18 protein-coding genes are annotated in these 20,562 nt (G+C 65.8%); 9 read left to right on the top strand and 9 right to left on the bottom strand.

From position 1 onward, the window contains the following. Positions 1 to 8 precede the first annotated feature (8 nt). The 4 genes from CUTER_RS05705 to tkt form a co-directional block, all read right to left on the bottom strand. Positions 9 to 959: a glucose-6-phosphate dehydrogenase assembly protein OpcA gene (locus CUTER_RS05705; RefSeq protein WP_047259618.1), complete on the bottom strand. Its 951-nt coding sequence runs from the start codon at positions 957 to 959 to the stop codon at positions 9 to 11. Between the two features lie 38 nt (positions 960 to 997). Next, complete coding sequence (gene zwf / locus CUTER_RS05700) at positions 998 to 2,536, bottom strand: glucose-6-phosphate dehydrogenase (protein ID WP_047259617.1); 1,539 nt, start codon at positions 2,534 to 2,536, stop codon at positions 998 to 1,000. A 117-nt stretch (positions 2,537 to 2,653) separates the two neighbouring features. Then, positions 2,654 to 3,736: a transaldolase gene (gene tal, locus CUTER_RS05695; RefSeq protein ID WP_047259616.1), complete on the bottom strand. Its 1,083-nt coding sequence runs from the start codon at positions 3,734 to 3,736 to the stop codon at positions 2,654 to 2,656. Positions 3,737 to 3,766: 30 nt separating this feature from the next. Next, positions 3,767 to 5,860, bottom strand: a complete 2,094-nt coding sequence (gene tkt / locus CUTER_RS05690) for a transketolase (protein WP_047259615.1) — start codon at positions 5,858 to 5,860, stop codon at positions 3,767 to 3,769. Positions 5,861 to 6,151: 291 nt separating this feature from the next. Between tkt and CUTER_RS05685 the strand changes: the two genes are divergently transcribed. Beyond that, the gene (locus CUTER_RS05685; RefSeq protein ID WP_047259614.1) at positions 6,152 to 7,054 is read left to right on the top strand and encodes a heme o synthase; all 903 of its coding nucleotides are present in this window, start codon (positions 6,152 to 6,154) and stop codon (positions 7,052 to 7,054) included. Here the strand turns inward: CUTER_RS05685 and CUTER_RS05680 are convergent. From CUTER_RS05680 to mptB, 5 genes are read right to left on the bottom strand one after another with little or no spacing between them, the layout of a single operon-like run. Further along, entirely contained in the window at positions 7,051 to 8,016 is a 966-nt protein-coding gene (locus CUTER_RS05680; protein ID WP_047259613.1) for a quinone oxidoreductase family protein, read from the bottom strand. The two genes, CUTER_RS05685 and CUTER_RS05680, sit on opposite strands and share 4 nt — an antisense overlap. A gap of 45 nt (positions 8,017 to 8,061) precedes the next feature. Continuing rightward, complete coding sequence (locus CUTER_RS05675; RefSeq protein ID WP_052844050.1) at positions 8,062 to 9,045, bottom strand: COX15/CtaA family protein; 984 nt, start codon at positions 9,043 to 9,045, stop codon at positions 8,062 to 8,064. 28 nt (positions 9,046 to 9,073) lie between these two features. After that, complete coding sequence (locus CUTER_RS05670) at positions 9,074 to 9,853, bottom strand: ABC transporter permease (RefSeq protein ID WP_047259611.1); 780 nt, start codon at positions 9,851 to 9,853, stop codon at positions 9,074 to 9,076. Beyond that, positions 9,850 to 10,800 carry an ABC transporter ATP-binding protein gene (locus CUTER_RS05665; RefSeq protein WP_047259610.1) on the bottom strand — a complete coding sequence of 317 codons (951 nt, stop codon included), beginning with the start codon at positions 10,798 to 10,800 and terminating at the stop codon, positions 9,850 to 9,852. Before CUTER_RS05665 ends, CUTER_RS05670 begins: the two co-directional genes overlap by 4 nt. A gap of 11 nt (positions 10,801 to 10,811) precedes the next feature. Beyond that, positions 10,812 to 12,413 (bottom strand): polyprenol phosphomannose-dependent alpha 1,6 mannosyltransferase MptB, encoded by a 1,602-nt coding sequence (gene mptB / locus CUTER_RS05660; RefSeq protein ID WP_144412272.1) that lies wholly within the window; start codon positions 12,411 to 12,413, stop codon positions 10,812 to 10,814. 184 nt (positions 12,414 to 12,597) lie between these two features. On the opposite strand from mptB, the gene CUTER_RS05655 reads away from it, so the two are divergent. From CUTER_RS05655 to CUTER_RS05620, 8 genes are read left to right on the top strand one after another with little or no spacing between them, the layout of a single operon-like run. Beyond that, positions 12,598 to 13,266 carry a helix-turn-helix transcriptional regulator gene (locus tag CUTER_RS05655; protein ID WP_047259608.1) on the top strand — a complete coding sequence of 223 codons (669 nt, stop codon included), beginning with the start codon at positions 12,598 to 12,600 and terminating at the stop codon, positions 13,264 to 13,266. After that, on the top strand, positions 13,263 to 14,708 hold the full coding sequence (gene sufB / locus CUTER_RS05650) for a Fe-S cluster assembly protein SufB (protein ID WP_047259607.1): 1,446 nt from the start codon (positions 13,263 to 13,265) through the stop codon (positions 14,706 to 14,708). The genes CUTER_RS05655 and sufB overlap by 4 nt, the downstream gene beginning before the upstream one ends. Positions 14,709 to 14,711: 3 nt before the next feature. Then, positions 14,712 to 15,884 (top strand): Fe-S cluster assembly protein SufD, encoded by a 1,173-nt coding sequence (gene sufD, locus CUTER_RS05645; RefSeq protein ID WP_047259606.1) that lies wholly within the window; start codon positions 14,712 to 14,714, stop codon positions 15,882 to 15,884. A 25-nt stretch (positions 15,885 to 15,909) separates the two neighbouring features. Further along, entirely contained in the window at positions 15,910 to 16,668 is a 759-nt protein-coding gene (gene sufC / locus CUTER_RS05640) for a Fe-S cluster assembly ATPase SufC (protein WP_047259605.1), read from the top strand. Beyond that, a complete protein-coding gene (locus tag CUTER_RS05635; RefSeq protein WP_047259604.1) occupies positions 16,668 to 17,933 on the top strand; it encodes a cysteine desulfurase in 1,266 nt (421 codons plus the stop codon). Before sufC ends, CUTER_RS05635 begins: the two co-directional genes overlap by 1 nt. Next, the gene (gene sufU / locus CUTER_RS05630) at positions 17,934 to 18,389 is read left to right on the top strand and encodes a Fe-S cluster assembly sulfur transfer protein SufU (RefSeq protein WP_047259603.1); all 456 of its coding nucleotides are present in this window, start codon (positions 17,934 to 17,936) and stop codon (positions 18,387 to 18,389) included. It abuts the gene before it with no gap. After that, a complete protein-coding gene (locus CUTER_RS05625; protein ID WP_047259602.1) occupies positions 18,390 to 18,803 on the top strand; it encodes a metal-sulfur cluster assembly factor in 414 nt (137 codons plus the stop codon). A gap of 35 nt (positions 18,804 to 18,838) precedes the next feature. Continuing rightward, positions 18,839 to 20,467 carry an ABC-F family ATP-binding cassette domain-containing protein gene (locus CUTER_RS05620; protein ID WP_047259601.1) on the top strand — a complete coding sequence of 543 codons (1,629 nt, stop codon included), beginning with the start codon at positions 18,839 to 18,841 and terminating at the stop codon, positions 20,465 to 20,467. The last annotated feature ends 95 nt before the right edge of the window (positions 20,468 to 20,562 follow it).

Below are 20,562 nucleotides of genomic sequence, written 5' to 3'. Positions count from 1 at the left end.
AGGGTACGTTAGTCGACGGTCACGAGCCCAAGGCCCTGGAGGGCCGCCGCGTAGGCGACGTCCGCGTCGAGGTGACGCAGCTCCTCCGAAAGGCAATCCGACTCGGTTCGCACCGACATCGCCACCTGGGCGTCGGGGCTGTCCGGGAGGGAAATGCGGACCGTGGATTCGTCCTGGACGCTAATGCTAATAGGCCCAGATGCGCGGTTGAGAACCAGCGAGTGAATAGGGAAGAGGTTCGCCCCTTCAACACGGGTTTGTGGGTAATCCTCCGGGGTGTTGATGCGGCGCTCGACTGTCACCCCCAGGCGGTGAGCCAGCCAACCGGCCGCAATGTCCACGCTCGGGTTATCGGCCGGGCCGGAGACCACGGCGCTTTCCACGCGCTCGTGGGGGTAGCGGTCGAGGGCGGAGGCGACGATGCCGCGCCACGTCGTGATCCGCGACCACATCATGTCCGAGTCACCCGGCGCGTATCCGGAGGTCAGACGCAGCAGGGCGTTGCCGGAAACGTTGTGGCGCGCGTTGGTCACTCGGCGCTGGGCAATGCGGCCGACGTAATGGTCCGACGGCCGGGCAGGCGCCGAGACCGGCCACCAGGCCACGATCGGGGTGTCCGGCAGGAGCAGCGGTGTGACGACGGAACCCAGGTGGTCTGCCATCTCGCCGGATAGGCGCATCACCACCAGCTCGGAGGCTCCGGAGTCACGGCCCACGATGACGCGGGCGTCGAGCCGGGATTCCTTGCGATCCTTGTCGGTGAGCATGACGAGCACGCGCGCGGGGTGCTCGTGCGATGCTTCGCGGACGGTGTCGAGGATGCATTCGACGTCGTCGGTGGCCGAGGCGACGACGATGAGCGTCAGCACACGCCCGGTGGCCATGGAGTTGGCCTCCTGGTCGCTGAGCAGTTCGTCGGCGATCTCTTTGGTGTTGGTATCTGATAGTTCGATAATCATCGCAGGTCAGGCCTTCGTTCTTTGTCGCGGATCCAGGTTTAGGGACGACGCCAGTGGTGGCCGTTGCGCTCGAGCATGGCGTCGGCGCTCTCCGGGCCCCAGGTGCCGGATTTGTACTCGTCGGGGCGTCCGTGATCCGCCCAGTACTTCAACACGGGGTCGAGAATCTTCCAGGACAGTTCCACTTCCTTGTTGGTGGGGAAGAGGCTGGACTCGTCGAGCAGCGCGTCAAGGATGAGCCGCTCGTAGGCCTCGGGGGATTCCTCGGTGAATGCCTCCGAGTAGGAGAAGTCCATGTTGACGTCGCGCACCTCCATGGAATAGCCGGGCACCTTGGAACCGAAGCGCATGAGCACACCCTCATCCGGCTGAACGCGGATGACCACGGCGTTCTTGCCCATGGAGCGGATGTCGCTGGCGTCGAAGGGCTGGTGCGGGGCGTGCTTGAACACGAGCGCGATCTCCGTCACCCGGCGCCCGAGGCGCTTGCCAGTGCGCAGGTAGAAGGGCACCCCAGCCCAGCGGCGGTTCTTGATCTCCAGGGTCAGCGCCGCGTAGGTTTCGGTGTTCGAGTTGGGGTCGAAATTCTTCTCCTCCCGCAGGCCGACGACCTTTTCCGAACCCTGCCAACCGGCGGTGTACTGGCCGCGGGCGGTGGTCTTGTCGAAAGGCTCCACTGCCTTGGTGGCGCGCAGGATCTTCACCTTCTCCGCCCGTAGTTCCTGCGGGTCGAAGGCAGACGGCTCCTCCAACGCGATGAGCGCGAGGAGCTGCAGGAGGTGGTTCTGGATGACGTCACGAGCGGCGCCGATGCCGTCGTAGTAGCCGGCGCGCCCGCCGAGGCCGATGTCTTCCGCCATGGTGATCTGCACATGGTCGATGTAGTGAGAGTTCCACAGCGGGTCGAACAACTGGTTAGCGAAGCGCATCGCGAGGATGTTCTGCACCGTCTCCTTACCGAGGTAGTGGTCGATGCGGAAGACGGCGTTTTCGGGGAACACCGAGTTGACGATCTCGTTGAGCCGGTGAGCGGACTCTTGATCGTGGCCGAAAGGCTTCTCGATGATGACGCGGCGCCAGGACTCCTCCGGCGCCTCGGCCAGCCCGGAGCGCTGTAGCTGGTGGCACACGTCGGCGAAGAAATTCGGCGGGATAGACAAGTAGAACGCCCAGTTGCCGCCGGTGCCGCGGGTGGCGTCGATCTCCTGGACTGTTTCCGCGAGGGTATCGAAGGCGTCATCGTCGTCGAAGTTGCCGGTAACGAAGGCCATTCCTTCGGCGAGGCGCTCCCATACCTCTTCGTTGAATACCGTGCGAGCCCCGGCGTCGACCGCCTCCCGGACGTAGTTCTGGAACTCTTCCTTGGACCACTCGCGGCGGCCGTAACCCACGAGGGCGAAGCCGGCAGGCAGAAGTCCGCGGTTCGCGAGATCGTAGATGGCGGGCAATAGCTTCTTTCGTGCTAGGTCGCCCGTGACGCCGAAGATCACCATGCCGGAGGGTCCGGCGATGCGCGGCAGTCGCTTATCGTGCTCACTGCGAAGGGGATTGCGCCACTTCTTCTCTTCTGACCCCATAGTCACATAGTCCTTCCACACTGCGCGGTTGTTAGTATCACCTACGTTACCCGGAGAAACGCGAAACCCGCCGGAGTTATTCCGGCGGGTTCCTGCTGGCTTAAGCGTCAGCGGCTATTACGACAGGTTGGCCTGCATGGTCTTGAGCAGGTCAGACCACGCGGCGACGAACTTGTCCACGCCTTCCTTCTCCAGGACGGCGACAACGTCGTCGAGGTCGATGCCCACGCCTACGAGGGAGTCGAACACGCGCTGCGCCTCGGCGGCGGTGCCGGTCAGGGTGTCACCGGTGACGCCGGAGCCGTTGAGGGCCGCGTCGATGGTGGCTTCCGGCATGGTGTTGACGGTGTTCGGGCCGGCCAGCTCCACGACGTACATGTCGGAGGGGTAGTCCGGGTTCTTCACACCGGTCGAGGCCCACAGCGGGCGCTGGAAGTTGGTGCCCTCCGGGACATCGATCTTGTCCGAGAACTCCAGGAAGCGGGCGTAGGCGAGGCGGGCGTTGGCCACGCCGGCCTTGCCGCGAAGCGCCAGGGCCTCGTCGGTGCCGATCGCTTCGAGGCGCTTGTCGACCTCGGAGTCCATGCGGGACACGAAGAAGGACGCCACGGAGTGGATGGTGGAGACGTCCACGCCGTTCTCGGCGGCGCGCTTGACGCCATCCACGAAGGCGTCGAGCACCTGCTGGTAGCGGTCCACGGAGAAGATGAGGGTGACGTTGACAGAGATGCCCTCGGCCAGCGCGTCGGAGATCGCCGGGATGGACTCGTCGGTCGCCGGGATCTTAATCATGACGTTCGGGCGGTCAACCTTGGCCCACAGCTCGCGGGCCTGAGCGATGGTGGCTTCGCGGTCCGCGGAGATCCGGGGATCAACCTCGATGGACACGCGGCCGTCCTTGCCGCCGGAGGTCTTGTAGATGTCGGCGAAGATGTCGCAGGCGTCGCGAACATCGTCGATGCTCATGGCGTAGACGGCTTCGTCGACGGCGACGCCGGCTTCCTTGAGCTCCGCGATCTGCGCGTCGTAGGCCTCGCCCTTGCTCATGGCAGCGGCGAAGATGGCCGGGTTGGTGGTCACGCCGACGACGGACTTGTTCTTGATAACTTCTTCCAGGTTGCCGGAGGTGATGCGCTCGCGGGAGAGATCATCCAGCCAGGTGGAGGTACCGACTGAGTAGAGATCGTCAATGACAGTCATGCGGGGATCCTCTTTCTTTGTGTGTGGGTCTTACTTGGCGGCTTCGATGGACTGCTTGGCGGTGGCCGCCACGTTCTCCGCGGTGAAGCCGAAGGCCTCGAACAGTTCCTCGGCGGAAGCGGACTCGCCCCAGGTCTCGATAGAGACGGCGCGACCGGCGTCACCGATCACCTGGTGCCACGGCATGGCAATGCCGGCCTCGACGGAGACGCGGGCCTTGACCGACGGCGGCAGAACCTCGTCGCGGTAGGCCTGATCCTGCTCAAGGAAGAGATCCAGGCTCGGGACAGACACGACGCGGGCGGAGATGTTCTCCTCGGCCAGCAGGGCGGCGGCGCCGACGGCGTGCTGGACCTCAGAGCCGGTGGCGAGCAGCACCACGTCCGGGTTCTCGGCGTCGACCAACACGTAGGCGCCACGCTTGACGCCTTCGCGGGCCTTGTCCTTGGTGCCTTCCAGGACCGGTAGGTTCTGGCGGGACAGAGCCAGCGCCTGCGGGGCCTTGCGGTTTTCGATGATCGCGGCCCACGCGGCGGCGGTCTCGTTGGCGTCGGCGGGGCGGAAGGTGGTCAGGTTCGGGATCGCGCGCAGGGCGGCGAGGTGCTCGACCGGCTGGTGGGTCGGGCCGTCCTCGCCCAGGCCGATGGAGTCGTGCGTCCAGACGAAGACCGGGCCGACGTTCATCAGCGCGGCGAGGCGGACAGCCGGGCGCATGTAGTCGGCGAACTGCAAGAAGGTGGCGCCGTAGGGGATCGTCGGGCCGTGCAGGGCGATGCCGTTGAGGATCGAGCCCATGCCGTGCTCACGGATGCCGAAGTGCAGGTTGCGGCCGAAGGGCTCCATGGTGAACTTGTCGGAGGAGCGCTCGGCCGGGCCGAAGGAGGTCGAGCCCTTGATGATGGTGTTCGTGGAGCCGGCCAGGTCCGCCGAACCGCCCCACAGTTCCGGCAGGGTAGCGCCGAGGGCCTGCAGCACGGCCTCGGAGGCCTTACGGGTGGCAACGCCCTTGGCGTCCGGCTCCCAGGTCGGCAGCTCGGCGTCCCAGCCCTCGGGCAGCTCGCCGGCGAAGAGGCGGTCGAACAGCGCCTTCTTCTCCGGGTTGGCCTCGGCCCACGCGTCGAACTTCTTCTGCCACGCGGCGTGCTTCTCGGCGCCGCGGTCCAGGGCCTTGCGGGTGTGAGCCAGGACCTCGTCCTCGATGAAGAAGGACTTGGTCGGATCCAGGCCGAGGATCTCCTTGGTGGCGGCAACCTCGGCCTCGCCGAGGGCGGAGCCGTGGGACGCGCCGGTGTTGGCGAGGTTCGGAGCCGGGTAAGCGATGACCGTGCGCACCCGGATGAAGGACGGCTGATCGGTGACCTTCTTAGCTTCTTCGATGGCGGCCTCCAGGGCTGCGACGTCCTCGCCGCCCTCGATCTCCTGAACGTGCCAGCCGTAGGCGCGGTAACGGGCCGCGACGTCCTCGGTGAAGGCGATCGAGGTGTCATCCTCGATGGAGATGTGGTTGTCATCGTAAATGGCGATGAGGTTGCCCAGCTTCTGCGTGCCGGCCAGCGAGGAGGTCTCGCTGGTCACGCCCTCCTGGACGTCGCCGTCGGAGCAGATGACGTAGACGAAGTGATCGAAGGGGGACTCACCGGCCGGAGACTCCGGGTCGAAGAGACCACGCTCGCGGCGGGCCGCCATCGCCATGCCCACCGAAGAGGCCAGGCCCTGGCCCAGCGGGCCAGTGGTGATCTCGACGCCCTTGGTGTGGCCGTACTCCGGGTGACCCGGGGTGAGGGAACCGCGGCTGCGCAGCGCCTTGATGTCCTCCATCTCCAGGCCGTACCCGGCCAGGAAGAGCTGAAGGTAGAGGGTCAGCGAGCTGTGGCCGGGGGAGAGGATGAAGCGGTCGCGGCCGACCCACTTATCATCAGCCGGGTCGATATCCATGACGCGCTGGAACAGCGTGTAGGCGATGGGGGCCAGGGACATGGCGGTGCCGGGGTGGCCGGAGCCGACGTTCTGGACAGCATCAGCGGCAAGCACACGAGTGGTGTCTACTGCCTTGGTGTCGAGGTCCGTCCAATCGGACGGGTAGCGGCGCTCGGTGAGGGCCTGCAGTTCGGGAGAAAGGGTCACGTCGATCCTCGCTTTGGTTGGTTTGCCGCCCCCTTCTTAAGGGCGGCTCGATGCATACTAGACCTACTTTAGTGATGTTGAGCCCGAACGGGGCGGAACTTGTGCTGTTAGTCACCGCGCGCCGTCAACGCCCCGATGCATCGCGATTCATCAACGTGCGCAAATCAAACATTGAGGGGTAGACCGGTGGGGGTGTACAAGGGGCAATTCCGATACCCGTGGAGCGACGGTTAAGATGGCCCATCGAAGACCCACCCCACCGCTGGCCGTCAGCATTGAAAAGGAGAATCCTTGGACATCTTGAAGGCGTACTTTGCCTTGACGAAGCCGCGGGTCATCGAACTGCTTCTGGTGGCAGCAATTCCGGCGATGCTCCAAGCCGAGCGCGGCGAGGTCCATCTGTTGCTCATCCTGGGCACTCTCCTCGGCGGCTGGGCGGGCGCCGGAGCGGCCAATGCCTTCAACATGGTTGCCGATCACGATATCGACCAGAAGATGGGCCGAACCAGGGCCCGCCCGCTGGTTCGTCACACCGTCACCAAACAGCGCGCGGCGATCTTCGCCTGGGTGCTCTTGGTCTTCTCCCTGCTGTGGTTCCTCTTTGTTATCCGGTCGCCGTTGGCCGCGTTCTTCATCCTGCTCACCAACTGGTTCTATATCTTCGTCTACACGAAGTGGCTCAAGCGCAAGACGTGGCAGAACGTCATCTGGGGAGGTGCCGCCGGGTGTATGCCGGTTCTCGTGGGCTGGGCCGCTATCCGGGCGCACGCGCCGGAAGGAACACCGGACAACTGGTGGCAGGCCGTGGTGATGTTCCTCGTCATCTTCTTCTGGACACCGCCGCACACGTGGGCGTTGGCCATGAAGTATCGAGATGACTACGCCAAGGCTGAGGTCCCGATGCTGCCCGTCGTCGCGTCACCGGAGGCGACGACGCGCCAGATCGTCTTCTACACCTGGGGCACGGTGGCCGTGTCGCTGGCTTTGGTGCCGGCCGCGTCGTGGATCTACCTGGCGGCGGCAATCATCTGCGGGGCCGCGTTCATTGTGCGGGCCACCCAGCTGCACCGTGGTGTTGTCAGTGGCGAGGAGGTTAAGCCGCTCAAGCTGTTCATCCTCTCCAACAACTACCTGGCGCTGCTGTTCTTGGCGCTGTCGGTCGATGCCGTCGTCGGCTGGGCCCCGCTGCTTTAGTCGCGCACACGTAGCACAATCGACCCCGTCGTGTGGCGCGCCTGCAGATCGCGGTGTGCCTGTACAGCGTCGGCGAGGGCATACTCCCCGGAGATGCGGATGGACAGGGTGCCGTCGACGATAGCCTGGACCACGCCTTGCGCCCGGGCCGTGAACTCCTCGATGTCCTGGGTGTAGGCGGCCAGCGATGGGCGGGTCAGGTAGATGGAGCCGTGGGTGTTGAGTCGCTGCGGGTCGATGGGCTCCACGGGTCCCGACGCGGCGCCGAACAGGCACACGAGCCCGCGCGGGCGCACGGCTTCCAGCGACTCATGGAAGGTGGCCTTGCCTACTCCGTCGTAGACGACGTCGACGCCGTGGCCGCCGTTGCGGCGGCGCACGATCTCAGCGAGGTTGTCCGAGTAGCGGAAGACCTCGGTGGCGCCGGCGGCGTAGGCGAGCTGTTCCTTTTCATCGGAGGACACGACAGAGAAAACCGTTGCCCCGCGCGCGGCCGCCAGCTGGGTGAGCAGGAGCCCGACGCCGCCGGCGCCGGCGGTGATGAGGCAGGAGCGGCCCTCGGAGAGGTCATAGACGTCGTGCACGAGCATGTGCGCGGTCATGCCCTGCAGCAGCATCGAGGCGGCCACGGTGTCATCGATGTCCTGCGGGACGGCCACGAGGCGCTCCCGGTCCACGCACACATACTCGGCGTAGGAACCGAACGCGTTGTTCCAGGCGACTTTCGTGCCCTCGGCGAGGATCCCCTGCGGGTCGTGGGCGATGCGGCCTACGCCTTCCAGCCCGGGCGTGAACGGCGGTGCGGCGTGATAGATACCCTCCCGGAAGTAGGTGTCAATATAGTTCACGCCCGCGACCATGACCTCTACGAGGACTTCGTGGTCTGCGGGCGTGGGGACGTCGACGTCGTGAAGCGTCAAGGCCTCCGGGCCACCAGGTTGGGTGACGAGAATCGCTTTCATGGCGACCACGTTACCTGTGCCGGTAGGCGCGGGGGCAGGTGCCGGCTAGCTCAAGGGTTTGAGCAGAGAGCGGTCGCCGGCGACGGAGTGGGTGTGGGGGGCGCGGGTTTCGCGGGGGCGACGGTAGCCCTGGACCCACAGGAAGGCCGTGAAGGTAGTCACCACGGAGGACATGCCGATGTGGACCGGTACGGTCCAGCGCGGCACTCCGAGGTGGAACTGGGCGACGCCGATGGCCCATTGCACAACGATGAGGCCGATGAGGACCTGGACGGCGCGCTGCGCCGGCTGGGGGGCCGACGCTCGGCGCAGCAGGAAGGCGGTGACCACGGTCAACCCCAGGTAGCAGTACATGCAGAAGGCGTGAATGTAGGCCATGATGCGGGTGTTGACCTCGAGGCGGCCCTCCATACCGATGCCGGCGTCGCCGGAGTGCGGGCCGGAGCCGGTGACCATGGTGCCGGTGACCAGGACGAAGGCCAGCGCGATAGCGGCGATGAGAGCGATGACGCGGATGTTGTGGGGGAAGATGCGCGCCGGCCGGGCGTCGTCGGGCTCGTTGATGCGCATGAAGAGCAGGGCGGCGACCCAGACGAGGATCATCGACGGCAAGAAGTGCAGCGCCACGGCCCACCACTTCAGATCCAGGTGGACGGAGATACCGCCGATGACCGCCTGGGCGATGATGCCCAGGCCGGAGATCCACGCGTAGATGAGGATCTCGTCGCGGCGCCGGGCGCGGTGGACGGACAGCGCCACGAGGAGGGCGACGGCGGCGAGGACGAAGGTAAGCAGGCGGTTGCCGAACTCGACGAACTGCTGAACGATCGGAGCGGCGCCGGGCACGGGCACCAGGGAGCCGGGGTGGCAGTTGGGCCAGCCATCGCAGCCGAGCCCCGATCCGGTGACGCGGACGATGGAGCCAGTGACGGTGATGGCGCCCTGGCTGATGAGCAGAATCAACGCCAGCCGGCGCTGGGAGGCGAGGGTGGGCAACTTGGCCCACCAGGACTTAAGCGCGTCTAACACGTTTCCTACCTTCAAAAGTTGTTGTCAATTAGTCGAATCGGAACCAGCGCACGCAGCCGAGCGAGACCACGGCGGACCAACCGGTGAGGACCACGGCCTGGAGCCACGGCACGTGCCCGCTAAACGCCGCGTCGAGCCCGGCAGCCAGCGCGACGGAGGGCACGAGATTCCACCATCCGGCGGCGGCCAGCCCGAACTCGAAGAGCACCCAACCGACGACGCCGACGATGGCCACCCACAGCAGATTCGCCAGGCCTAAGACCAGCTCGGAGCTCAGCGTGCCGCCGAGTAGGAGCCCCAGGGAGGTGAAGCAGACGATACCCAGCAGCAGGATCCCCGCGCCGAGCGCGACACCTGCCGGGGACGTCCGAAAGCCCAGCAGGAAGGCGACGCCGGCCAGCACGATGACCTGAACGAGGGAGACCGCGAGCACGGCGAAGATCTTTCCGGCCACGATCGTGGCGGCCGGCACCCCGGAGGCACCGACTCGCTTGAGCGCCCCGTAGCGGCGGTCGAAGGCCAGGGAGATGGCCTGCCCGGTGAACCCGGCGCTCGTCGCCGCAACGGCGAGCACCATGGGGAAGATCTCGGTCACGGTGGCGTCTTCCCCGAGCACCGGCATGGTCACCGCCGCCACGAGGATGACGATGGGCATGACGAGGTTGAGTAGCTGCTGCTCACCGTGGCGCAGGACCAGCTTCGTCTCCATGACGCCCTGGGCGAGCGCCATGGCGGCGTGCGACGCCCGGTGCGGGGCGGGCCGGAAGGTGCCTGCCGGCAGGTCCGGCGTCAGCTCGGGGGTGGTCATCGGGTGGCCTCCTTGGCGTCGCGGCCCGTAAGGCCGGTGAGGTCGCGGCCGGTCAATTCGAGGAAGGTGTCCTCAAGGTTGCGGTGATCGACGTCGAGCGAACGAATGAGCACTCCTTGGGCGCGGGCAGCTTCGGCAAGGGCCGCGACGGCTTCGGGGGTGGGGTCTTCGAGCACCTGATACCGCAGGGGCCGGATTTGTTGCAGGGTCAGCCCGCGCACTGCGTCGATGGCCAGGGGAGCCGCGGTTTCCACGGTCATCCGGGCGGTGTGCAGCGACGTGAGCTCGGCCGGGGTTCCCTGGGCCACGAGTTCGCCGCGGTTGATGATGGCGACGTCGTCGGCCAGTGATTCCGCCTCATCCATCAGGTGCGTGGTGAGCACCACGGTGACGCCGTCGCGCCGAAGCGCGGAGATGAGATCCCACACCATCAGCCGCGATTGGGCGTCCATCCCGGCGGTCGGCTCGTCGAGGAACACCAGCTCCGGTCGCCCAATGAGCGCCAGCGCCAGGGATAGGCGCTGCTTCTGCCCGCCCGAGAGCCGCCGATAAGTAGTGGTGCGAACTGATTCCAAGCCGAGTAATTCGATGAGCCACTGGGGGTCATGAGGATTGCGCGAGTACGACGCTGCCAGCGCGAGCATTTCCCGGACGCTGACCCCGGAGTAGCTGCCGCCGCCCTGGAGCATGATGCCGATGCGTTCGCGGACGAGCTCCGGTTCCTTCGACGGATCCATCCCAAGGACGTGGATGGACCCAGACGTGGGCTTTTGGAAACCCTCGCACATCTCAATGGTGGTCGTCTTCCCGGCGCCATTGGGGCCGAGCAGGGCGAACACGGTGCCGGGCTGAACAGTGAGGTTCAGGCCCGCCACGGCGGTGGTGTCGCCGAAGGTCTTCACCACATCTCGCAGCTCCAGGGCCGATCCGTCGAAAGTTGTACTCACGGTGGTTGATCTTAGGCTATGACCTTCAGTCGCCTGAGTAGGAACCACCCTCCGGCGCCGATGATGGCGGCGGCGACGGCGCCCTGCAGGTAAATGGTGAGCACCGTCTGCGCCGACAGCGCCAGGCCGCGGGGGAGGACGAAAAAGCTCATGAGGGTGGAGTAGGCGACCACCGCGATGCGGAAGAAGGGCCGGTTAGCCCAGGTGGCGAGCGGCAGGATCGCCCACAGCATGTACCAGGGGTGCACGACGGGGAAGAGAATGACGAGCACGAACGTGCTCACCCCCAGTCCGCCGACCGGGTGGATGCGCCCGGCGAAGGTGGCCAGGAGCATACGCACGAGGAAGGCCAGGGAAACGACGAGCCCGGCGCCACGGGTGATGATGAGCATCGCTTCGCTGTGATCGCCGAGTCCGAGTGCCTCGCCGATAAAGCCGAAAATGACCCCAATGTCGGTGGTGATGGACATCCAGGACCGGATACTGGCCGCTCCGCCCTGGCCAGTGGCCCAGCCGAGATTGATCCCGGAGACCCAGGTCATGAGAGCGACGGAGGCGATGAGGCCCACGGTGGCGACGACGATGGCCTGCCCCACGGCCAACGCAGGGGGGCGGCCACGCAGACGCAGCCGGTGCGCGTAGGTCATCCCGACGAACCCCAAGCCGATAAAGCCAGTGACCTTGACCATCCCCGCACAGGAGATAAGGAAGAGTGACACGCTGAGCATCAGGTATCCCGGCACGGCCCGCCCGGCGGTGAGCCTGTCAATGCCTCGGAAGCCGATCTCTAGCCCGGCCAGTGCCAGGCCAAGCATGATGGCTTCGTTGTGGATACCGCCGACCAAGTGCAGGAGGGTGAGTGGGTTGAGCAGGCCCAGCCACAGCGCGGTAGCGGGGCGAACCCCGCAGCGGCGTGCCATGTGGGACACGGCCCAGCCGGCGAGGACGATGGCGGCCAGGTTGACCCCTCTATGGGCGAGGACGCCAAAGACGATGGAGTCCTGGGTCACCCGGCTGATGAATGCGGCGATGCCGAGGGCGACGGGACCGTAGGGGGAGGGAGAGTTAGCCCAGATGAACGGCACCGAACGGGCGAGGTGGTGTTCGGTGCCGAGAAGCTGTACCGGGCCGGCCTCGTAGGGGTCGAGCCCCTGGGCGACGATGGAGCCCTGCGCCAGGTAAGAGTAGATGTCCTGGGTGAACAGCGGGGCCGTCAGGGCGATGGGCAGCGCCCAAGCGGCGAAGGTGCGCTTGAGGGCGCCGGTGGTCACTGCGCTTTCTCCGACATAGCGCCACATGAGCGCCCAGGCGAGGACGATAAACGCCACCCCTATCAAGACGATGGACGAGGAGGCTTGGAGCATCCGTGCCATGAGGTCACCCCCGGGGGCAAGCCGGAAGGGGCTGTTGATGACGGGCAGCGCCCCGGCGCCGAGGCCGCCGACACCCATGAGGAGCGCGCCCATCGTGCCGATCCAGCGCAGGACGAGAAACTGCTGGAGGGCCCGCGGCCGTGGTGGGGAGGCGGGGGCGTCGTCGCTGCCGTGGAGCCCGGCGGAGCGGGAACCGGCGGCGCCGATGCGGGGGAGAACCTCGGGTAGGCGGGATGTCACCCGAGACAGTCTAGGCCATCGTTCTTCCGGGATAGGGGGCCTCGGAAACAGGAAAGGTGACCCTTTGGTGCACGGCGATTAAACGAACACTAGTGTTGTGAAAAGACCGACAAACTGATACGACAACTTATAGGGACGCTGCCTTGGCCACTGACGGCGGCCGGACACGACGCGAAGGAGGACCATGACCCACGACCTTGGCGATACCCGAAGTCACATTCTGAAAATCCTTCTCAAGTACGGTCCGGTGACGGCATCGGATCTTGCAGAACGTCTCAATTTGTCGGCTGCGGGCGTTCGTCGTCACCTCGACATCCTCACTGAGGAGGGGCTCGCAGAGATCACCAAACGCAAGACTGGCGGTGGCCGCGGGCGTCCGGCGAAGTATTTTCGCCTCACCGATGCCGGCCGCGCCACCTTCGGACACGGCTACGATCACCTCGCCGGCGCTGCGCTCGACGCGCTGCGCGACGTCGGTGGCTCGGACGCGGTGCGTAACTTCGCGCAGCGACGCATCGAGGAGGTGGTGGGCGGCATCGACGCCGCCGACGCCTCCGATGAGTCCATCGAGGAGACCACCCGCCGGCTGGCCGAGGCGTTCGATAAGCACGGCTACGCGGTGACGGTGACCCGGGCCGGGCAGGGCATTCAACTGTGCCACCACCATTGCCCGATCTCCTCGGTAGCCGCCGAGAACCCGGAGCTGTGCGAGGCCGAGCATCAGGTGATCTCCTCCAAAGTGGGGTTGCACATTCAGCCGCTGGCGTCCATCGTGGACGGCCACGGAATTTGCACGACGAACATTCCGCTTCACGCGCTTGATCAGACTTTGAACGAAAGGAGCGAATCATGACGCAGGCGAAACCGGCCCCCGGCCTGGAATCCCCGATGAGCGATGACGAGATCATCGATTCCATCGGCGCCTATAGCTATGGTTGGCACGACTCCGACGTGGCGGGCGCTTCCGCCCGTCGGGGCTTGAATGAGGACGTTGTCCGGGACATCTCTGGGCTCAAGAACGAACCAGAGTGGATGCTGGAACAGCGCCTCAAGGCCCTGCGCATCTTCGAAAAGCAGCCGATGCCCACGTGGGGCGCGGACCTTTCGGGCATTGACTTCGATCAGATTAAGTACTACGTTCGCTCCACCGAAGGCCTGGCCCAGACGTGGGACGACCTGCCCGCAGATATCAAGAACACCTACGACAAGCTGGGCATCCCGGAAGCGGAGAAGCAGCGGCTGGTCGCCGGTGTGGCCGCGCAGTACGAGTCCGAGGTGGTCTACCACCAGATCCGCGAGGACCTGGAGGCCAAGGGCGTCATCTTCGTGGACACGGACACCGCCCTGCGGGAGCACGAGGAACTATTCAAGGAGTACTTCGGTTCCGTTATCCCGGCAGGCGACAATAAGTTCTCCGCGCTCAACTCCGCGGTGTGGTCCGGCGGCTCCTTCATCTACGTGCCCAAGGGCGTGCACGTGGACATCCCGCTGCAGGCCTACTTCCGCATCAACACGGAGAACATGGGCCAGTTCGAGCGCACGCTCATCATCGTCGACGAAGACGCTTACGTTCACTACGTCGAAGGCTGCACGGCCCCGATCTATAAGTCGGATTCGCTGCACTCTGCGGTGGTGGAGATCATCGTCAAGAAGGGCGGGCGCTGCCGCTACACGACCATCCAGAACTGGTCGAACAACGTCTACAACCTGGTCACCAAGCGCGCTAAGGCCGAGGCCGGCGCCACCATGGAGTGGGTTGACGGCAACATCGGCTCCAAGGTGACCATGAAGTACCCGGCCGTGTGGCTCACCGGCGAGTACGCCAAGGGTGAGGTCCTTTCCGTGGCGTTCGCCGGCGAGGGGCAATTCCAGGACACCGGCGCGAAGATGACGCACATGGCGCCGCATACGTCGTCGAACATTGTGTCCAAGTCCGTCGCCCGCGCGGGCGGCCGGGCCGCCTACCGGGGTCTTATCCAGGTCAATCCCAACGCGCATCACAGCACCGCGAACGTGGAATGTGACGCCCTGCTCGTGGACAACATCTCCCGATCGGACACCTACCCCTACAACGACATCCGCAATGACCGGGTCTCGTTGGGCCACGAGGCCACGGTCTCCCAGGTGTCCGAGGAGCAGCTGTTCTACCTCATGGCCCGCGGCATCCCGCAGGAGGAGGCTATGGCGATGATCGTGCGCGGCTTCGTCGAGCCGATCGCCAAGGAGCTGCCCATGGAATACGCCCTGGAGCTCAACCGCTTGATCGAACTGCAGATGGAAGGATCGGTGGGCTAAACAGTGACTACACCTGCCGCGACGGTGACCAACGCCACCGTCCACAACAACAAGGGCGACATCTTCGCCTCCTTCGACGTCAATGACTTCGACGTCCCCCACGGCCGCGACGAGGTGTGGCGCTTCGTGTCCCTGCGCAAGCTGCGCGGCCTGCACAACGGCGATTTCGCCGAGGCTGTCACGCAGGCCGTCACCGTCACCGGCGGTGATGGGGTGACCGTGGAGACGGTCGCTAAGGACGACGCCCGCATCGGCACGGTCAGCGCACCCAACGATCGGGTCGCTGCCCAGGCGTGGACTTCGGCCACGGAGGCCACCTACGTCGCCGTCGCGAAGGCGGCGGAGGTCACCGATCCCGTCATCATCGAGGTCACCGGCCGCGGTGACGGTGTCACCTCCTTCGGCATCACCACCGTGGACGTCGCCGCGTCGGCCTCGGCGACCGTCGTGCTGCGCTACACCGGCTCCGGCACGCATGCGGACAATGTGGAGTTCCGGGTAGGCGACAACGCCCAGCTCACCGTCATCGTGGACGCGGACTGGGAGAGCGACGCGGTGCACCTGTCGGCGCACCGGGCGCTGCTCGGCCGCGACGCCACCTTCCACCACACCGTGGCCACCTTCGGCGGCGAGGTCGTGCGCATCGTCCCGCGGGTCAACTACTCCGCCCCCGGCGGCGACGCCGAGCTGCTGGGCGTGTACTTCGCCGACGCTGGCCAGTACATCGAGAACCGCCTGCTGGTGGACCACTCCGTGCCACATTGCCGCTCGCACGTTCTGTACAAGGGTGCGCTGCAAGCGGATCCGACCAACCCGCGCAACGAGGCCCGGACCTGCTGGGTGGGCGACGTGCTCATCCGCGCCGACGCCTTGCAGACGGACACCTACGAGACCAACCGCAACCTCGTGCTCACCGAGGGCGCGCGGGCAGACGCGATCCCGAACCTGGAGATCGAGACCGGCGAGATCGTGGGAGCCGGCCACGCCGCTACCGTCGGCCGCTTCGACGATGAGCATCTGTTCTACCTGCGCTCTCGTGGCATCCCCGAGGACGTCGCCCGCCGGATGATTATCCGCGGCTTCTTCTCGGAAGTCATCTCCCGAGTCCCGGTGCCCACCATCCGCGAGGAACTTGAACAGCGCGTCACCGACGAGCTTGCGAAGACCGCCCTTTAAGCCTGCAGAAAGCGTTTTACACACCATGTCCACTCTGGAAATCAAGAACCTCCACGCCCAGGTCGCTTCCACCCAGGAAGGCGCCGAGCCCATTCAGATCCTCAAGGGCGTTAACCTCACCATCAACTCGGGTGAGACCCACGCCATCATGGGCCCGAACGGCTCCGGCAAATCCACCCTGTCCTACACCCTCGCCGGCCACCCGAAGTACGAGGTGACCGACGGTGAGGTGCTGCTCGACGGCGAGAACCTCCTCGACATGGAAGTCGACGAGCGCGCCCGCGCCGGCCTCTTCCTGGCCATGCAGTACCCGACCGAGGTCCCGGGCGTGAGCTCGTCGAACTTCATCCGCACAGCCGTGTCCCACGTCCGTGGCGAGGCCCCTGCCCTGCGCGACTGGATCAAGGAGCTGCGCGAGGCCCGCGAGCAGCTCGACATCGACGCCTCCTTCGGCGAGCGCTCGGTCAACGAGGGCTTCTCCGGCGGTGAGAAGAAGCGCCACGAGATCATGCAGCTGGGGCTGCTCAAGCCGAAGTTTGCGGTGCTCGACGAGACGGACTCCGGCCTCGACGTTGATGCGCTGCGCATCGTCTCCGAGGGGGTCAACCGCTACCAGGAGCAGACCAATGGCGGCATCCTGCTCATCACCCACTACCAGCGCATCCTCAACTACGTGAAGCCGGACTTCGTCCACGTGTTCGCCGGTGGCAAGATCGTCACCACCGGCGGCGCTGACCTGGCTGACCGCCTGGAATCCGACGGCTACGAGCAGTTCCTCGTCTAATGGCTGGCTACGTCCGCGCTGACGGTCGTCTCGACGTCGAGGCGGTCCGCGCCGAGTTTCCGATCCTGTCGCGCACGGTGCGCGACGAGCGCCCGCTCGTGTACCTCGACTCCGGGGCGACCTCGCAGCGCCCCGAGCGGGTGTGGCGTGCCGAGGAGGCCTTCGTGCTGGGAACGAACGCGCCGGTGCACCGAGGTTCCTACCAGCTTGCGGAAGAGGCGACCGACGCGTACGAGTCGGCCCGCTTCGCCATCGCCGCCTTCGTGGGGGCGCGGAGCTCGGAGATCGCCTTCACCAAGAATGCCACCGAGGCCCTCAACCTCGTCGCTTACACGCTCGGTGATGACCGCTCCGGGTGGCTTCGGGTGGGCGAGGGCGACACCGTCGTCGTCACCGAGCTGGAGCATCACGCCAATCTCGTGCCGTGGCAGGAACTGTGCCGTCGCACCGGCGCACGCCTGGCGTGGTACCGGATGACGGACGATGGCCGGATCGATCTTGATTCACTAGAGCTCGATGAAACCGTCAAGGTGGTTGCCTTTACCCACCAGTCGAATGTCACCGGCGCGATCACGGACGTCGCGGAGCTCGTGCGCCGGGCGAAGGCCGTCGGCGCGTTGACGGTGCTCGACGCCTGCCAGTCGGTGCCCCACATGCCGGTGGACTTTCACGCTCTCGGCGTGGACTTTGCCGCGTTCTCCGGGCACAAGATGTGCGGGCCTTCGGGCGTGGGCGTGGTCTACGGCCGCGGACGGCTGCTCGATGAACTGCCGCCGTTTCTTACCGGCGGTTCGATGATCGAGATCGTGAAGATGGACAGCTCCACGTATGCGCCGGCCCCGCAGCGCTTCGAGGCCGGAACCCAGATGACCAGCCAGGTTGTGGGCCTTGGCGCGGCGGTGGAGTTCCTCACCGAGATCGGCATGGCGGCCATTGCCGCCCACGAGCATGAGCTCACTGCGTACGCGCTTGAGCGGCTGGGGGAGATCGACGGGTTGCGCATCGCCGGGCCTACCACGGCCGAGAAGCGCGGTGCGGCCATCTCCTTTACCGTCGAGGGGGTGCACCCGCACGACCTCGGCCAGTTGCTCGACTCCCGCGGGGTGAGCGTGCGCACCGGGCATCATTGCGCGTGGCCGGCCCACCGGGGCCTCGACGCGCAGGCCACGGCGCGGGCGAGCTTCTACCTGTACAACACCCGCGACGAGGTGGATGCGCTCGTCGACGCCATCGACTACACGCAGACTTTCTTTGGGGTGAAGTAAATGAGCATGGAGGCCATGTACCAGGAGGTCATCCTGGATCACTACAAAAACCCGAAGCACGCCGGGTTGCGCGAACCCTTCGACGCCGAGGTGCACCACGTCAACCCGTCCTGCGGGGACGAACTGACCCTGCGGGTGCGCCTGTCCGACGACGGCGAGCGCATCGAAGACATCTCCTACGATGCGCAAGGATGCTCCATCTCCCAGGCGTCGACGTCGGTGATGACCGACGAGATCATCGGCCTAGGTATCCCGGAGGCGATGGGCAAGCTCGCCGAGTTCGAGAAGATGATTACCTCCCGCGGCACCGAGGAGGGCGACGCCGAGCTCATCGGCGATGGCGTCGCCTTCGCCGGGGTGTCGAAGTTCCCGGCCCGCGTCAAGTGCGCGCTGCTGGGGTGGAAGGCCTACCAGGCCGCCACCGCCGAAGCCTTAGAAGATAAGGAGACCAAATAGATGACTGAGCCGAATCAGCCGCCGCAGGCCGACGAGCCGGCGCCGTTCGACGCTGTCACGGCCCGCCCGGAGCAGAACGAGGAGCAGCTCAAGCTCGCCGCCGAGGCCGAGGAGTACCTGCACGACGTCATCGACCCCGAGCTGGGGATCAACGTGGTGGACCTGGGCCTGGTGTACGACATCTGGGTGGAGACCGAGGAATCGGGACGCAGCACCGTCGTGGTGAATATGACGCTGACGTCCCCGGCCTGCCCGCTCACCGACGTCATCGAGGACCAGGCGCTCACGGCCGTCGTGGGTAACACCAGCGCGGATAACCTCGTGGTCAACTGGGTGTGGATGCCGCCGTGGGGCCCGCACCTCATCACCGAGGACGGCCGCGAGCAGCTGCGCGCCCTCGGCTTCTCCGTCTAGGCCTTTTTCGGCCTTTCCGGCTAGACTCCACGAGAGTGATTGTCACCAACGACCTCGAAGTCCGTGTTGGCGCCCGCACCCTCTTGGAGGCGCCGGGCGCACACCTGCGCGTCCAGCCCGGCGACCGAATCGGGCTGGTGGGCCGTAACGGTGCCGGCAAGACCACGACGATGCGTATCCTCGCCGGCGAGACCGAACCCTACGGCGGGACGGTGACGCGTAGCGGCGACATCGGCTACCTGCCGCAGGATTCCCGTGAGGGCAACATCGAGATCACCGCCCGCGAGCGGGTCCTTTCTGCCCGGGGCCTGGACGAGCTGAAGCGGTCCATGCTCAAGCAGCAGCAGATCATGGCGGCCAGCGAGGGCGCTAAGCGCGACAGAGCTATTGAGAAGTACTCCCGCATGGAGGAGCGTTACTACGCGCTCGGCGGCTACGAGGCCGACGCTGAGTTGGCCCAAATCTGTGACAACCTGGGGTTGCCGCCGCGGGTGCTCGACCAGCAGCTGAAGACGCTGTCGGGCGGTCAGCGCCGGCGTGTTGAGCTCGCGCAGATCCTCTTCGCTGCCACGAACGGTTCGGGAAAGTCGCAGACCACGCTGCTGCTCGACGAGCCCACCAACCACTTGGACGCTGACTCCGTGACGTGGTTGCGCAGCTTCCTGTCCAAGCACGACGGCGGGCTCATCATGATCTCCCACGACGTGGACCTGTTGGACGCCGTGTGCAACAAGGTGTGGTTCCTCGACGCGGTGCGCGCCGAGGCCGACGTGTACAACATGGGCTTCGCCAAGTACAAAGACGCTCGGGCGCTCGACGAGGCGCGGCGTCGCCGGGAGCGCGCCAACGCCGAGAAGAAGGCGTCGGCGTTGCAGAAGCAGGCCGCCAAGCTGGGGGCGAAGGCCACCAAGGCGGCCGCAGCTAAGCAGATGCTCGCCCGCGCGGAGCGCATGATGAACTCCCTTGACGAGGTCCGCGTGGCCGATAAGGTGGCCCACATCTCCTTCCCCGAGCCGGCGCCGTGCGGCAAGACCCCCATGTACGCCAAGGGTCTGACCAAGATGTACGGCTCGCTGGAGGTGTTTGCTGGTGTGGACCTGGCCATCGATAAGGGTTCGCGCGTGGTGGTGCTGGGTTACAACGGCGCCGGCAAAACCACGCTGCTCAAACTTCTGGCCGGCGTGGAGCGCACCGACGGAGAGGGCGGCATCGTCAGCGGGCATGGGCTGAAGATCGGCTATTTCGCTCAGGAGCATGACACCATCGATGGCGCGGCCAGCGTATGGGAGAACACCATCGCGGCCTGCCCCGACGCCGACGAGCAGAACCTGCGCTCCTTGCTGGGTGCCTTCATGTTCTCTGGCGACAAGCTGGAACAGCGCGCTGGCACGCTGTCCGGTGGTGAGAAAACCCGACTGGCGTTGGCTACCTTGGTGAGCTCCCGGGCGAATGTGCTGCTGCTCGACGAGCCGACGAACAACCTCGACCCTATCTCCCGTGAGCAGGTGCTCGACGCGCTGAAGACCTACACCGGCGCGGTGGTGCTCGTCACCCACGACCCGGGTGCGGTTCGTGCCCTGGAGCCCGAGCGGGTCATCATCATGCCGGAGGGTGATGAAGACCTGTGGAGTGACGAGTACATGGAGATCGTCGAGCTGGCTTAAGGCCAGCGGCTACCGGGATAGATAAAGCTTTAGGGCTGGCGGAGCTCCGCCGTGTCCGGTAGTATGTTTTACAAGGTACCTGGTTAACTAAGGAG

The organism is Corynebacterium uterequi (assembly GCF_001021065.1).
Lineage (GTDB): Bacteria > Actinomycetota > Actinomycetes > Mycobacteriales > Mycobacteriaceae > Corynebacterium > Corynebacterium uterequi.
The sequence above is the reverse complement of the archived record's forward strand: the minus strand, read 5'-3'. Positions and strand labels throughout refer to the sequence as shown.

Bases quoted from the DNA above. Each gene is read 5' to 3' on its own strand.
- CUTER_RS05705 (WP_047259618.1), bottom strand. From the start codon at position 959: ATGATTATCGAACTATCAGATACCAACACCAAAGAGATCGCCGACGAA.
- zwf (WP_047259617.1), bottom strand. From the start codon at position 2,536: ATGGGGTCAGAAGAGAAGAAGTGGCGCAATCCCCTTCGCAGTGAGCAC.
- tal (WP_047259616.1), bottom strand. From the start codon at position 3,736: ATGACTGTCATTGACGATCTCTACTCAGTCGGTACCTCCACCTGGCTG.
- CUTER_RS05680 (WP_047259613.1), bottom strand. From the start codon at position 8,016: ATGAAAGCGATTCTCGTCACCCAACCTGGTGGCCCGGAGGCCTTGACG.
- CUTER_RS05670 (WP_047259611.1), bottom strand. From the start codon at position 9,853: ATGACCACCCCCGAGCTGACGCCGGACCTGCCGGCAGGCACCTTCCGG.
- CUTER_RS05655 (WP_047259608.1), top strand. From the start codon at position 12,598: ATGACCCACGACCTTGGCGATACCCGAAGTCACATTCTGAAAATCCTT.
- sufB (WP_047259607.1), top strand. From the start codon at position 13,263: ATGACGCAGGCGAAACCGGCCCCCGGCCTGGAATCCCCGATGAGCGAT.
- sufC (WP_047259605.1), top strand. From the start codon at position 15,910: ATGTCCACTCTGGAAATCAAGAACCTCCACGCCCAGGTCGCTTCCACC.
- CUTER_RS05635 (WP_047259604.1), top strand. From the start codon at position 16,668: ATGGCTGGCTACGTCCGCGCTGACGGTCGTCTCGACGTCGAGGCGGTC.
- sufU (WP_047259603.1), top strand. From the start codon at position 17,934: ATGAGCATGGAGGCCATGTACCAGGAGGTCATCCTGGATCACTACAAA.
- CUTER_RS05625 (WP_047259602.1), top strand. From the start codon at position 18,390: ATGACTGAGCCGAATCAGCCGCCGCAGGCCGACGAGCCGGCGCCGTTC.